At 57.2% G+C, this 13,822-nt stretch carries 8 protein-coding genes, 4 pseudogenes and 1 other annotated feature; of the genes and pseudogenes, 7 read left to right on the forward strand and 5 right to left on the reverse strand.

Annotated features, from left to right (window positions below; genetic code table 11):
- Nucleotides 1-197: 197 nt before the first annotated feature.
- The 3 genes and pseudogenes from LC354_RS22295 to LC354_RS28095 form a co-directional block, all read left to right on the forward strand.
- Nucleotides 198-598 (forward strand): annotated as a pseudogene (locus LC354_RS22295) (IS5/IS1182 family transposase); the annotation flags it as partial.
- Between the two features lie 110 nt (nt 599-708).
- Nucleotides 709-1,716: pseudogene (locus LC354_RS28290) on the forward strand (IS110 family transposase).
- A 147-nt stretch (nt 1,717-1,863) separates the two neighbouring features.
- Nucleotides 1,864-2,343: an IS110 family transposase gene (locus LC354_RS28095; RefSeq protein WP_223428050.1), complete on the forward strand. Its 480-nt coding sequence runs from the start codon at nt 1,864-1,866 to the stop codon at nt 2,341-2,343.
- A 492-nt stretch (nt 2,344-2,835) separates the two neighbouring features.
- Here the strand turns inward: LC354_RS28095 and LC354_RS22310 are convergent, their stop codons facing one another.
- Nucleotides 2,836-3,753 (reverse strand): LysR family transcriptional regulator, encoded by a 918-nt coding sequence (locus LC354_RS22310; RefSeq protein WP_223428040.1) that lies wholly within the window; start codon nt 3,751-3,753, stop codon nt 2,836-2,838.
- 92 nt (nt 3,754-3,845) lie between these two features.
- Between LC354_RS22310 and LC354_RS22315 the strand changes: the two genes are divergently transcribed.
- The 3 genes from LC354_RS22315 (at nt 3,846) to LC354_RS22325 (ending at nt 7,622) form a co-directional block, all read left to right on the forward strand.
- Entirely contained in the window at nt 3,846-4,772 is a 927-nt protein-coding gene (locus LC354_RS22315; protein ID WP_223428042.1) for an alpha/beta hydrolase, read from the forward strand.
- 61 nt (nt 4,773-4,833) lie between these two features.
- On the forward strand, nt 4,834-5,796 hold the full coding sequence (locus LC354_RS22320) for a TAXI family TRAP transporter solute-binding subunit (RefSeq protein WP_223428045.1): 963 nt from the start codon (nt 4,834-4,836) through the stop codon (nt 5,794-5,796).
- A complete protein-coding gene (locus tag LC354_RS22325) occupies nt 5,793-7,622 on the forward strand; it encodes a TRAP transporter permease (protein WP_223428046.1) in 1,830 nt (609 codons plus the stop codon). The genes LC354_RS22320 and LC354_RS22325 overlap by 4 nt, the downstream gene beginning before the upstream one ends.
- Nucleotides 7,623-7,906: 284 nt before the next feature.
- On the opposite strand, the pseudogene LC354_RS28100 reads toward LC354_RS22325, so the two are convergent.
- From LC354_RS28100 to LC354_RS22345, 4 genes and pseudogenes are all read right to left on the reverse strand, one after another.
- Nucleotides 7,907-8,203: pseudogene (locus LC354_RS28100) on the reverse strand (IS6 family transposase); the annotation flags it as partial.
- A gap of 9 nt (nt 8,204-8,212) precedes the next feature.
- A pseudogene (locus LC354_RS22335) lies at nt 8,213-9,463 on the reverse strand (IS3 family transposase).
- Nucleotides 9,094-9,207 (reverse strand) — a sequence feature (AL1L pseudoknot). (Overlaps the previous pseudogene by 114 nt.)
- 174 nt (nt 9,464-9,637) lie before the next feature.
- Nucleotides 9,638-11,311, reverse strand: a complete 1,674-nt coding sequence (locus LC354_RS22340; RefSeq protein WP_263289549.1) for a flavin monoamine oxidase family protein — start codon at nt 11,309-11,311, stop codon at nt 9,638-9,640.
- 597 nt (nt 11,312-11,908) lie between these two features.
- Nucleotides 11,909-12,790: an NAD(P)-dependent oxidoreductase gene (locus LC354_RS22345; RefSeq protein WP_223428048.1), complete on the reverse strand. Its 882-nt coding sequence runs from the start codon at nt 12,788-12,790 to the stop codon at nt 11,909-11,911.
- A 101-nt stretch (nt 12,791-12,891) separates the two neighbouring features.
- Here LC354_RS22345 and LC354_RS22350 point away from each other — a divergent pair, with 101 nt between their 5' ends.
- Nucleotides 12,892-13,650, forward strand: a complete 759-nt coding sequence (locus tag LC354_RS22350) for an SDR family NAD(P)-dependent oxidoreductase (protein WP_223428049.1) — start codon at nt 12,892-12,894, stop codon at nt 13,648-13,650.
- Nucleotides 13,651-13,822 lie beyond the last annotated feature (172 nt).

The following is a 13,822-nucleotide window of genomic DNA, read 5'->3' on the forward strand; positions in this document are numbered from 1 at the left end:
GCCGCCGAACAAGCAAAGGGGCCTGGGCGCCCAGCTCAAAGAGCGACACCGGCTAACATCCAAGCTGATTGACGCGCCGCGACAATCAAAAACACAAAACCCTTGATCGCGATAGAAAACGACGGCATCGTCTCAAGTGTCGCGACCAAGGATTCTCATCCTGATTGACGCGCTCCTCGCATCCAGATTGTCGCGCTACAGCCTCGAGCCTGCAGTTGAAAAAAGGGGGGCGTGAACGTCTGATGCACTGGCCGGCAGGGTATCGCGAAGCGATGTACGAGAGGGGGCCGGAGCAAAGGAAGTATGAACACGAAGCTGCATGCGGTCACCGACGTCAAAGGCGCCCGATCCGGTTCGTCATGACCGCCGGTCAGGTCCGCGATTACACTGGGGCCAGAGCCTTGGTGGAAGGCCAGCCATCCACCGACTGGTTATTCGGTCCCTCTCATCGAAACTGCGTTTCGACTGCCGGGCAGTGATCGAGATGATGTTCGGTCGCCTGAAAGACTGGAGACGGACCGCCACCCGATACGACAGATGCCCGAAGGTGTTCCTGTCGGCGATCGCTCTCGCAGCAAACAACCTGTTTTGGCTCTAAATCAATAAGATGCCGCAACGGGCCACGCGTTGCGCATCACTCTTACCACTTGCCAGATCACTGCTGCGCTGTCGCCATTCCCGTATCAAACCTAATTGGAGGAAGCGGGGATGAGACTGTTTATCGGATTGAATGTGTCACTGGCCAAGACGGCGATCTGCGCGGTCAGCGAGCATGGAAAGATCGTTCGGGAAGCTGAGATCGTCAGCGAACCAGAGTCGCTACTAGCGTGGCTGCAGGCTCCGGCCGGGGATATAGCCGCCATGGGCTTTGAGGCTGGCCCCCTTGTCACAGTGGTTGCATCGTGGGCTGACGGATGCCGGGCTGGATGCTGTTCTGATGGAAACGCCGCAGGTGAAAGGCGCCTCGAAGGCCGTGCCGATCAAGACTGATCGTAGCAATGCCAAAGGCATTGTGCACCTGCTCCACCTCGGTTGGTTCCGCCCGGTCCATTGCAAGTCGATCTCGGCGCAGGAGGTTCGTGGCATTCTGAGTAACCGTAGGGCAATCAGCAGAACGCTCGCACTGGAGATGTCACTGCGCGGGCTCTTGCGGAACTTTGGGTGGAAGGTCGGGGCGATCTCCCGTGGAAGGTTCGGAATCCTGCTGACGGCAATGCGATGCGCGAGATGGCGACAGCTTCCATGTTGCGTGCAAAGGCGTCGTTACGTCAGGAAACTGGCGAGCCTCGAAAGGCTGGTCCGGCAAATGGCTCAGGACGGACCGGTCTGCGTGCGACTGATGACGATGCCAGGGATTGGTGCCGTTATCGCGCTGGCTTACTGATCCGCCGACGACGACCCAGAGCGCTTTACCTCTTCGAAGACTGTTAGCCCTGGGTCGGCCTGGCGCCGCCGCGCAACCAGTCTCGCGAGCGCGATATCTCGGGTGGCATAACCAAGGCAGGTGACGTGAAGCTCAGGCGTGCGTTGTGCCAGGTGGCTTCCGTCATGATCAACCGGGGCCGAGCCACATCGCTGAGAACCTGGGACGCCAAGGCTGCAACTTGCAAAGACAGGAAACGAGCCATGGAGGCCTTGGCACGCCGGATCTCAGTTATCCCCCATCGAATGCAGGTCGACGGAACGGCATTCAGGATGGTGGCAGCCAGCAGCTGACCACGGACCGAAGCATGTGCCCAAAGGCCCTCATTACAGGGCGACGTGAAGATCAGGCGCTGACACCGCAAATGCGGCTCTGCTGCTTCGGCAGGATGAGTCTTTTTGTGCAAAATGACTTGACTGGGACAGGCGCGCTACCGAATTCTGGAGTCTAAGAACAGACGTGAGTTCGCTGCCTGGCTCGGGCTTCCACCGTTGAACAGGTCGCGTGGAAGCAAAGAGCGCTTGGGCAGGATCCGCGATAAGAGCGACCGCTATCTCGGACGATTACTCGTGATCGGCATGACCTCTCAAATTCAGCGGTCCGTGGATACCCGGGACGTGTGCATCCATGGATCATGCAGCTTCCTGAACGCAAACCCGTGCGCCTTGCAACGACTGCTATGGCGAAGATGGCGGCGAGGATCTTCTGGGCGATCCTCACCAAAGACACGTATGACCGCCAAGCTGCAGCATAGAAGGAGCCGAACAAACCCGAATTGCAAGATGAATGTCATGATGGTCCGTGCGGTCATCCGAAAACCTGAAATCCCATGCTTTATCCTGAACTCACAGGTTCGCGTCGCCGATTGGGAGCAGGTTTACGGAACCCATCACGGCCAGCGGCAAATATCAACGCCGTGATCAAAGGCCGCACATAGGATTGTACTGACTTACCACGCAATCAACGCATTTTTTCCCTGCAAAGCAGACGCCATTCACACAGGGCAAAGCTGCGTTTTGCCCATGCAGCGAATGCTCACCCAAAAATCTTTCGCGGCTGCGGCTGTCTCATCGTTGCAATACAGCCAATCTCACCGAAGCGGCTAATGAAACTCATTATGTGACACCGAATTCAAACCGCCCCTTCGCTGCGCCCGGTCTCAACAATCGAAACGCGGACTTTTCTACCGTTCGCTGCAACTGCGAAATTCCCTCCATTTTGAAGAACCGACCCTGAGCATGGGTGGAGTCCGGGCATTCGCGCAGTCGCAACAGAATCTGAAAAGAAATGTGGAAGCGGACATTCAAGTCGTGTGTGTTAGCTCGCAGTTGACCACAAAACAATGGTGGGACACCCCAATCCGTCGCAGAGCAACCAAGAAAGCACCTAGGCTAAGCCGAGTGCGGAGGTTTTCACAGAGACACATCTGTCTTTTGAGCCTGTCTTATAAGCTCTGCCAAGAATAGCTTTTCTGCTGGCAAAGAATACGCGCGGTTTCGCCGCGCCAGCATTAGTTCGCGTCGCCAGTGGGTGACGGGAAGCGGAATAGGGCAGACAAGGCCATTTTTTTCTTCTTGCTCAAAGATGACCCGTGTCATCATCGTAAGATAGTCTTCACCACAGACGATTGTTTTGAGCGTATGAACGGAATTTGTCGCGACAACGGGCGTTGGCGGCTCCAATCCGTTCCTGCGAAACAGGTTGTCGAAACCGAACCAGATCGCGTTGCCCTTTTCGGGCAGGACCCAGCGGTAGGTGGTCAGGTCTTCGAGGGCCAGGTGATCTTTTGAAAAAATGGGATGCAGCGTTCTGGCTGCGACACACACTTCCTCATCGCCGATCGGCGTGACCACCACGTCCGGCGCAAAATCAATGGCAATGTCTCCTATGATCGCGAAATCAACCTGCCCGCTTGCAACGGCACTCAGCATCGTATCCCCGGCCCCTTCGATCACCTGAACCTGAATTTCAGGCGCAATCCTGTTGACGGCTGCCAAAGTCGGCTCAAGCAGGGTGTTCACGGCACTGGGGACAAGCCCGACACGGACAAAACCGGAGGCCGCCCCGTTCAGCATGCGGATTTCTTCGATCAGGCGCGAGGTTTCAAACTCAACCCTTTCGCCATGCCGCTTCACCGCATGCCCGAAAGAGGTCAGCGTCATCCCACCCGCGTGCCGCTGAAACAGCGCAGCACCGAGAGAGGCTTCCAATCGTCTAAGCGAGCGGCTCAGCGCCGGTTGGGTCATGCCAATCAATTCAGCAGCAGCGTTTATTGATCCAGCCCGGGCGATCGACAAGAATACCCGTAGTTCTCTATGATTAAGTAACATTACAAAATGTTATGGCTATGACTTCAAAAAGCAATACTCAAGCGCATTCATAGTCTGTTTAAGTAATGTTGTGGCATTTTGGGAGATGAGCCTTGGGGGCTGACGGCACATCCAATACCGACAGGGTATATCTGGATTATACCCAAAACGCGCTGGATCGCGCATATGACCAGTCACAGTGGGCACCCAATATGCCTGACATGATCAAAACCTGGTCTGAACGAGGCGAAGAGTGCCGCAAACACTCCGATTATTCCGAACACGCATATGGGCTGGACACGCGAGAGCGCGTCGACGTTTTCGATGCTTCTGGTCAAATCTTACACTTCCATATCCACGGCGGCGCTTGGCGCGGTCAGTCAAAGGAAGGCTGCAGCTTTCTCGCGCCGGCCATGCAGTCCATCAATGTGCCCTTCATCGTGCCGGAATTCGGCCTTCTGCCCCACCAGCGAATGCCAGAGGTCTTCGCGCAGATCGCACGTGCCCTCGTCTGGACATATGAGACCTTTGTGGCAACCGGCCGAGCAAAGGAGATCGTGATATCGGGCCATTCCTCCGGTGCGCATATGGCCGCCTTGCTGGCGTCACACGATTTCGGCAAGACCGTGCCGCTCTCTGCATTGCGCGCGGTTCTTTGTCTGAGCGGTTCATATGACCTTGCGCCCGTACTTTTGAGCGCGCGGCGCAACTACATCGACCTGACACCGCAAGAACAAAGAACTCTCAGCCCCATTGAACGGATAGGCGAGACGCGCTTGCCGTTGCATCTTTTTTTCGGTGAGGCGGAATCTCCGGAGTTCATACGGCAGTCCCGCGCCTATGCCGCTGCCCTCGCAAAAGATGGCAAGCTTGCCGCCTGCGTTCAGGTCCCAGGCGCAAATCACTTTGAAATGGCGGATCAACTGGCATCGCTGGATACCCCTGCAGGATCCTGGCTCAGGACATTGATAACGATGCCGCACTCAGCATCCGATCTGCCGCCACAGTTCACATCCCAACCAACGCGGGTCATCGCATGAAACTTGCACAGGCACGAAACCGGTGCCCATTCAAAAACGAAACAACAAAGGAGACGTCACCATGAAGATTATTAAAGCAAGCGCTCTTGCTGCCCTTCTTGCCATCTCAACCGGGGCTGCAGCTCATGCAGATCAGGGACTTGTCGCAGTTGGTACCCTGCCACAAGGATCGCTGGGTTATGCAATCGCAGCCGGTGTCGCGCAGGTCGTCACCGAGAACACCGACCTCAGCATGCGCGCCGTCGGCCAGGGCGGCTCTTCCGTCTTCATCCCTGCCCTGAACCGGGGCGAGATTGATTTCTCGACGTCCAACACATTCGAGGCTGTCTTTGCGACCCAAGGTACGGGAAACTTCGCCGGCAATGCCAATCCCAACATCCGCGTGGCCGCCATGCTGCAGCCGTTTGAGGTGGGGATAATGGTCGCTGCGGACAGCGATATCACCTCTCTTGAGGACCTGCGCGGGCAGCCCTTCCCCATCGGATATGCACGACAGAGACTTGTCGGTGTCATGCAGGACGCGGTTTTTGAAGCAGCCGGGCTCAGCTCTGACGATCTTGACGGTGTACCGGTGCCGAACTTTGTGGAAGGCGCGAAACTGTTGGCACAGGGAACAGTCGCTGGCGTGATGCTCGCACCGGGCTCTGGTGTGGTGCGTCAAACCATGGCGCAGGTGCCCGTCAGATTTATCACGGTCATTGACGGCGAAGAAGCCGCCGCAGCCGTGAGCCGGTCCTTGCCCGGCAGCTATGTTGGCCGTGTCGAGCCTGTTGACCGGATGCCCGAGATAACCGAGCCGGTTGACCTGATCGGCTATCAGTATGCCTTGCTGACACATGCCGACGCATCCGATGACACGGTCTATGCGGCGGTAAAGGCGCTTTACGAAAACAAGGCGGCGCTTGCGGAAACCCATGGCTCCTTCCGGCGGTTTGATCCGTCGCGCATGGCTGTGACGGTCGAAGGGTCGACCTTTCACCCCGGGGCGGAACGCTTCTACCGCGAAGTCGGGTTGATTGAGTGAGCGAAGACACTTCTTCTGCACAACCCCGTGTACATGCAAGAGTTGCGCTGACCGCACAGATCATTGCGGTCAGCATGTGTGGGATATCAGTGGCCTGGGCTGCTGATCTACACAGGACGCTGCGCCTTGCCCTCTATACAGAGCAGTTTCTGGCGGCGGTCCTTGGCCTCGCGATTGCTTATGTTTTCCTGACTTCACCGCTCAAACGCGTGCCCTCTGCAATTGGCCGACCCATCGACTTCTTGCTGGCCACCGTTGCCTTGGCGGGCGGAATGTGGCTTGCACTGAGCTATCCCGATCTGTCTCTCGCAGCGGCCATTGATCCCGCCGCCGCGCTTTGGGTTTCAGTCGCCATTATCGTTACGCTATTGCTTGCCCTCTACCGTGTCGCGGGCTGGCCTCTGACGATCGTTGTACTGGCCTTCGCCGCATACGGTCTTTGGGGCTCGGCGTTGCCGGGGCAATTCCAGGCGTTGCCGATTTCACCCGAACGGCTGGCGTCGCAACTGGCGCTGGATACAGGCGGTATTCTTGGGACCCCCCTCGCCATTGCGGCAACCGTCGTGGTTGTGTTCGTCGCATTTGGACGGCTTCTGGACCACTTTGGCGGCGCTGCCTTCTTCACAGACCTCGCGACGGCTGTGATGGGCGGTTTCCGCGGTGGCGCGGCCAAGATATCGGTTGCCGCTTCCGCACTCTTCGGCTCCATCTCGGGAAGTGCCGTTTCCAACGTCGCGACCACGGGCGTGATCACCATTCCGCTGATGCGCCGGTCAGGTTTCAAACCGGAGACCGCGGCTGGCATCGAAGCGGTTGCGTCCACCGGCGGGCAACTCACACCCCCGGTGATGGGTGCTGCTGCCTTCCTGATGGCGGAATTCCTTAACATCCCCTATTCGGAGGTCGTATTCGCCGCACTCCTGCCTGCCGCCTTCTATTATTTCGCTCTGTTTTTGCAGGCGGACCTGGTGGCAGCACGCGACGGTATCTCCGGCACACCAGCCGAGGAACGCCTTGCACCGCGCGAGGTGCTTCGAAAAGGGTGGGTGTTCGTGCTTCCTTTCGCCGGTCTTGTCTGGTCGCTCTTTGCATTGAACTACCAACCTGCGGCGGCCGGGTTGGTCGCCAGTGGTACCCTTTTGCTATTAGCTGTTTTTCTTCCCGCTGCGCGACGCGGATTGCGGCCCGATAGATTGGCGGCCGCCATCGCGGCGGGCGGTCCAAGCTTTGCCCAGATCGTGGTCATCACTGCAGCAGCAGGCATCGTGATCGGGGTCTTAAACGAGACGGGATTGAGCTTTGGGATGACCTCATATCTTGTATCCTTTGCAAAAGACGAAGTGCTTACACTTCTTTTCCTGGCGGCGGCTGTCTCCATCGTACTCGGGATGGGCATGCCAACAATTGCGGTCTACGTGCTGCTGGCGGCACTGGTTGCGCCAGCGCTAGTGAGGCTGGGCATTGAGCCGATCGCGGCGCATCTGTTCGTCTTGTATTTCGGGATGATGTCGATGATCACACCCCCTGTCGCAATCGCAGCTTTCGCAGCGGCTTCTCTTTCGGGAGCGGGCCCAATGCGAACGGCCGTGGCAGCACTTCGATTTGGCTGGCCTGCATTCGTTTTGCCCTTTGCCTTTGCATACAACCGTGCCCTACTCCTGTCGGGTGGCGCAAGTGGGATGCTGACCATTCCATTGGCTCTGCTGGGCGTTGCTCTCGTCTCGATCTCATTTGCGGGTTGGTTCCGGGGCCCGTTGAACCCGGCCAAGCGCATCGCAGCGATGTTGATAGGGGCTGCGCTCATTGTTTGGCCAATATTCATTTGATGAAGGCACAGGTTTCCGCTGCATGGCGCCACACGGTTTTAAGATCACGCTCATTTCCCGCGCTACGAGCGCAAGCAGCACGGAATTCGAATTCACAGTGTGGGTTCTCCACCGCCGTAAGATCGGTCGCAACCAATCCGGTAGAGGGTTCGCAGGCCGCTGTCGTGGACGGGCCAAAACATGCGCAATTGGTCGGTCCCTATTCAGAGGTCGAGCTCCCGTTAAAATCACTGTCAGACTGTCCACAAGGGAGATGAATGATGGAATATTTTGCCGGTTTGGTAAAGTAGCTTTTCTTCATGATCGACGGCGCACCAGAGATAGTGGATCTCTGCATTGATCTTCACGACACCCCGTCCCGGTGCCATTGCCAGTTCGAATAGGATCGCATCTGCTGCACCCGTTTTCGTCGGATTTCTGAGGCGAACACTGTGCCGAAACCATTCCACCAGTATCGAACCGTTTCGTGGCTGATGTCGATACCGCGCTCGTGCAGCAAGTCCTCCTGATTCCTGAGCGACAGGGAAAATCTCATACAGCATGACCGCCAGTGAACCACGCCGGGTTTTCCGGAGGCTGATTTGTCTAAGTTACGCGGCCATGTTTGATCTTTCCACAGCTGCGCAGAAGTTTGCCTCGGCCTCTGCTGGCGGGATATACCCAATGGGTTCCAGCAGGCGGCGATTTTTGAGCCAGTCGACCCATTCGAGTGTGGCGAATTCCACGGCGACAAAGCTGCGCCATCGCCCACGACGGTGAATGACCTCTGCCCTGAAAAGACCGTTGATCGTCTCGACCAAGGCGTTCTGCGCCTTCAAACGGTCCCCCGGACCGTTTGATCCACTGGCGCGGACCAGCTTGAACTCGTAGCCGTCACCGACGCTGCCAAAGGAGGGCTCAATCCCCGCCTCGGCGAGGCGTTCGGTGTATTTGATCGAAAGGTATTGTGATCCGCGATCCGAGTGGTGCACCAGCCCCGCGCCAGGCCGCCGCTGATGAACAGCCTGTTCAAGAGCATCGATCACGAACCCGGCATGGGCCTTGCGGCTGAAACGCCAACCGACGATGCGGCGGGCGAATGCTTCGATGACAAACGCAACGCAGACGAGGCCCTGCCACGTCGTCACATAGGTAAAGTCGCTGACCCAGAGGACGTTAGCTGCGGGTGCCTTGACCTGAGTTTCACCTTGTCCAGCGGGCACGGTAGCGCCTTGTCGGATATTGTCGTCCTTGTTTTCTTGCCGCGAATGATGCCTTCCAGTCCCATATCGTTCATCAGCCGTGCCACCGTGCATCTGGCAGAATCAATGCCTTCTCGGTTCATCTGGTGCCAGACTTTGCGCACGCCTTAGACCTTGTAGTTCTGCTCCCAGACGCGCTCGATCTCGAGTCGCAGCGCCTTGTCGCGCTTGGCCCGAACCGACAGCAGATCAGGGTTCGGCCGCTTGGCCATGTGATCGTAGAACGAGGATGCGGCAATCGGCAGGTGCTTGCAGATCGGCTCGACCCCGATATCCCTGTTCTCTTCGATGAAGGCGATCATGTCTTGGACCGGCGGTCGAGCTTCGCCTGAGCAAAATATGCGCTCGTCCATTGTCCTCGGACCAATGGCGGACAAAGGTCTCGCCCTTGCGCAGGATCGCATTGGCCTGCTTCAGCTCGCCACGATCCACCTCAGCCTTCTTGACCCATTCGTGCAAGGTCTGCGGCGCACAGCCGATCTTCGAGGAAATGGACAGGATCGCCGACCAGCGGCTCTCAGGTTGCCCTTGATTGTCCAGCACAAGGCGAACAGCACGCTCGCGCACTTCAGGGGAATACTTGTTCGTTGTTTTGCCCATGATGCACCATCCTACTAAGGAGTTGGAGCCTCCGGCAAACCCGGCGCTATTTACCAAGCAGACAAACTGACCACACAATACAAACGCCTATCCAATCTTTCCTCGGACGCGACCAGAGCAAAACCCCACCTTTGGAACAGTCTTCGGCAGGCAATGTAATCGCCTCATCACAGGTTAGTCGCCAGCCAGGACTTTGCGTGCGATCTGGTCTGTGGCTAAGTGCGCTGAATCCAGCGCGCCGACCTGCCAACCCGGCCAATAGCTGAACCAGTCGCCTGCCATAAACACAGTGCCACTGATCTGGTCAGCCGCGGCCATCTTGGAGAAAACCTCTGGTTGAGAATAAGCCGTGTCATTCGCCCATCCACCTGCCTGATACGGCATTTTCGCCCAGGCAATCGACACGCCATTCTCCGCGAACACCTTGTCGCGGTAACCAGCGTGCAATTTCCCACCTCCGACCAAAGCCGCTTCGATCCGTTCGGCCCGATCCAGTTTTTCGAATTCCGCTGCCTGTTCGCCACGATTGTAAGCCCCCGTCAACACGCCTGTGGGCGAGTTAAAGCTGTAGTTCGGGTACCAGATCTGGCTGATTGGACCTTTGGTCCAGGAAATCCCACCGTATATCCGGTCTTCTTCTTCCCAGAACCGGGAACGGCCTTGAAAGCCAACTTTGCAGGCGGGCGTGATGTAAACTTCTGAGAGGATTTGGCGCGTTACATCGCTGACGAAGTTTCCGCCAAGCCGGGCCAATAGTGGCGCGGAAAGGGTCGCAATGACGAAGTCAGCAGTGTACGTCGTTCCGTCTATCGTCCGCACCGTTCCGCCGGTTTCGTTTACATCAATCGCGCTTACCGGTTGTTCGAGCACGATCAAGTCGCCCACGGTTTTGTCAGGACCAACCTCTGCCGTCAGGAATCCTTTCCAGATCATATCCATGCCATCAACGGGCTGCATGAGCGAGGTTTGCCAAAAATATTCGAGGTCGTCGAACATCTCGGAATTCCAGAAATCCGATGCCATGACCTCATCCAGCGACAAGGTTGGCCAAGGGCGGCCGGGGGTTCTGACGTCGCCGGGATCTACGGCATAGCCTGCGCGGATGTAGTCATCTTTCAGAGCGGCCCCAGCATAGACCAATTGCGCGCCATCGTGGGTCAATTGACCGAAATGCGTCAGCATTTCCAGAAACGCTTCGGTGTCGCCTGAACTCATTGGCAGGTCGAGTGCGCGTTGATCCGCGACCTTTGCCAATAGTTCCGCCAAATGTCCGCGCAGATCATTCTTGAGGCGGCGCGCCTGAACCGGACGGCCCGCGTTCCAGGCGTCGTTCTGCATCAGGTTTGCCTTGTCCATATAAAGGTACGGTTGCAACTCGACGCCGAAGGCCTTGCAGTAATCCAACACCCGCGCATGGTGCTGCGGGATGCGGCCTGGCCCTGCGTTCAGGTAATTATCGGGGCTATTCGGCGGCACATCACCGACCTGCTCAAAGATCATTGTCGTGTCGCTGTTCCAATCCCATTCGCGGTAAGCGTCGCCATTGCGCAACGTCAAGCTGCGACCACCGGGACGATCCGTCGCCTCAAGTATCGATACCTCGGCGCCCGCGCGTGCCGCACGCATCGCGCAACAAAGACCGGCGAGGCCAGCCCCGATCACGATAACGCTTTTGCCCTGCAAGCTTCCATTCGGAAGCGGCGCGGTTGTGTCGCCGCCCGCCGCAAGCGCACCGTGTCCCATCAAATCGAAGGCGGAAAGCGCGGTATAGGCAGCGCCGATCCCACCGAAAGAGGCCAGACCGTGTATAAAGGCCCGACGGGTCATTGGACGCGTATTGGGGGACATCTCATAAGCTCCGATACAAAAGGTTGAACTTCAGTTTTGAAATTCCACCCCAGGTTAGTCGGTAAGCACGCTGGGTCCAACAGATTTCACCAATGCGCCGGGATAGCCGCCGTAGCAGTTCTGTCAAAACAATCCGTTCTGAAGCAGATTGGACCGTTATTCGTCGACAGGCCCCAAGTGAAACAGCAGTATTTGACAGACCTTCTCCAAGCAGAAAAGGGGTCCCTTTGTCGACGGTGTTCTTAGCTATCAGCCCCGGTAAACAGGCTATGCAAAGATGCTGGGGGCTTGCCGAATGTGGGTAATTCGCACCCCGTGTCGGCAGCGTGTCTCGAGCGCAGCAAGGGGTCCAGATTTGGTTCTTATTGTTGGCTTGGTGCTTACCCCGGACCTTCTGCGGGATTATCTCAAGATATTGCCAGACAACGATGACATTGAAGCGGAGGACCGGGCGCTAGAATTTGAGAACCTGCACCTCACGCCCATCCGCTCAAGGCAGCGCAAACAGTCGTTTGAGCAAAGCCAGAGTTTCCCGATAAAGTCGATAAACCCATGGCGCATCGCTTTTGTCCGATCGTAGGTCTCCGCAGACCGGCCTTACATCCCGTTTCGCCGCGCGACAAAATCGGCAAGATGAGGTACATAGTCCTCGGGTCCGTTGCCACCCGCGGCAAGCGCCATTGCAAAACTGTTCTTTGCCGCATTGCCCGTCGGATTGGCGACCCCGGCGGAATCGGCCATGCTTTCGAGATACGTGAGGTCCTTTAGCGCGTTGGTCAATGTGAACTTGTGTGCTTCGCGATTACCCTCCAAGGCGTATCCCATGAAGGTTTGATAAAAACCGCAATCCATCCGACTACCGCGGATTACGCTGTCAAATGTCTCGACAGAAATCCCAACTTTTTGTCCCAGTGCAAGCGCTTCGGAATAGAGCGCCGCATAGCCGAGTGACAGGAAGTTATTCAGAAGCTTCATACGATGACCATCACCAGGTCTGCCGATATGGACCACCGTGCTGGCCCAGGCTTCGATCACTGGCTTTACGCGCTCGAACACCGCATCATCTGCCCCAACCATGGCCGATAATATACCTTCCTCGGCCTGAACCGGCGTTCCGCCTAGTGGTGCGTCCACCAAATGTATGCCGCGCTCCGCCAGCGTTTGGGATAGTCGCGCAGTAGAAACCGGGTCGGATGTCGAACAATCGACGATCACGGCACCGTCCGACAATCCCGCGGACAGTTTCTCTATCACTGCCTCGACTTGTGGTGAGCCAGGCAGGCACAAAAAGACAATGTCAGAGGCGTCGGCAAGCGTTTGTTCGGATGCTGCCTCATGCGCGCCGCGAGACAGCAAATCCTCGATCGGTTCGCGATTTCTGTGTCCCAGCACCGTCAGGCCATAGCCTTTGGCCAGAATGTTCTTTGCCATCCCGTGTCCCATGTAACCCAAACCGATGAATCCGATCGATTCCTGCATTTCAATCTCCTTATGTGTTGACCTGATGGCAAATCTGCCGATACCGGCAGAGCGCTTACGCTTAACTGGCGCATGCAGTGTATACATCGGGAACAAACGACATGCCCAATAACTTCGCAAGCTATCCAAGCCTCAAAGGAATTACAGTGTTCGTCACCGGTGGCGCGTCGGGGATCGGGGCCGAGATCGTGACTGCATTTGCGGCACAGGGATGCAGGGTCGGCTTTCTTGATCTAGATGTTAATGCAAGCGCGACGCTCGCCAGTAAAACGCCAGGAGACGTCGCGTACGAGATTTGCGACTTGAAAGACGTTGACGCTTTGCGATCCGGTCTCGAAAGCTTGGCTTCACGACTTGGGCCCGCCTCGGTTCTGGTCAACAACGCGGCGCGCGACGACCGGCATGACTGGACTGATGTGACCGCCGAGTACTGGGACGAACGGATGCATACCAATCTGCGACATATGTTCTTTGCGATTCAGTCCGTGGCGCCGGGCATGATTACGGCGGGCGGTGGTTCGATCATCAACATGGGGTCAAATTCCTGGTGGGAGGCAGGCGGCGGGTTTCCCTCCTACGCAACTGCCAAGGCCGCGGTACATGGGCTGACCCGAACCATGGCCCGCGATCTGGGAGAACATCGCATCCGGGTGAACACCGTGGTGCCGGGATGGGTGATGACAGAAAGGCAAAGAGAGCTGTGGGCGACGCCGGAGGCTTTGGAAAAGCACAGTGCGCGGCAATGTTTGCCCGAGCTGATCGACCCGACCTACGTGGCCCGTATGGTGCTGTTTCTGGCGTCGGATGATGCCGCCATGTGCACGGCGAATAATTATATGGTCGAGGCCGGATCAATCTGAGCCCCTCACAGGAACATGTCGCTTGAGCTTTGCACGCACAGGTCCTGTCGCAATTGCCCGCGCGCGGAATATGAACGTCGGATGCGGTGGTCTACCCGACATTCCCCAAGTGGCCTGCCATCTGACGCGAAGATCGCCTGATCAGGCCTGCGGATCAAGTATCTTTTACCTC

The sequence above is a fragment of the Tateyamaria pelophila genome (genome assembly GCF_019966495.1).
GTDB classification, from domain to species: Bacteria; Pseudomonadota; Alphaproteobacteria; order Rhodobacterales; family Rhodobacteraceae; genus Tateyamaria; species Tateyamaria pelophila.

Excerpts from the sequence above, each read along its gene's own strand:
- LC354_RS22350 (WP_223428049.1), top strand. The coding sequence starts at position 12,892 with ATGCCCAATAACTTCGCAAGCTATCCAAGCCTCAAAGGAATTACAGTG.
- LC354_RS22345 (WP_223428048.1), bottom strand. The coding sequence starts at position 12,790 with ATGCAGGAATCGATCGGATTCATCGGTTTGGGTTACATGGGACACGGG.
- LC354_RS22310 (WP_223428040.1), bottom strand. The coding sequence starts at position 3,753 with ATGTTACTTAATCATAGAGAACTACGGGTATTCTTGTCGATCGCCCGG.
- LC354_RS22320 (WP_223428045.1), top strand. The coding sequence starts at position 4,834 with ATGAAGATTATTAAAGCAAGCGCTCTTGCTGCCCTTCTTGCCATCTCA.
- LC354_RS22340 (WP_263289549.1), bottom strand. The coding sequence starts at position 11,311 with ATGTCCCCCAATACGCGTCCAATGACCCGTCGGGCCTTTATACACGGT.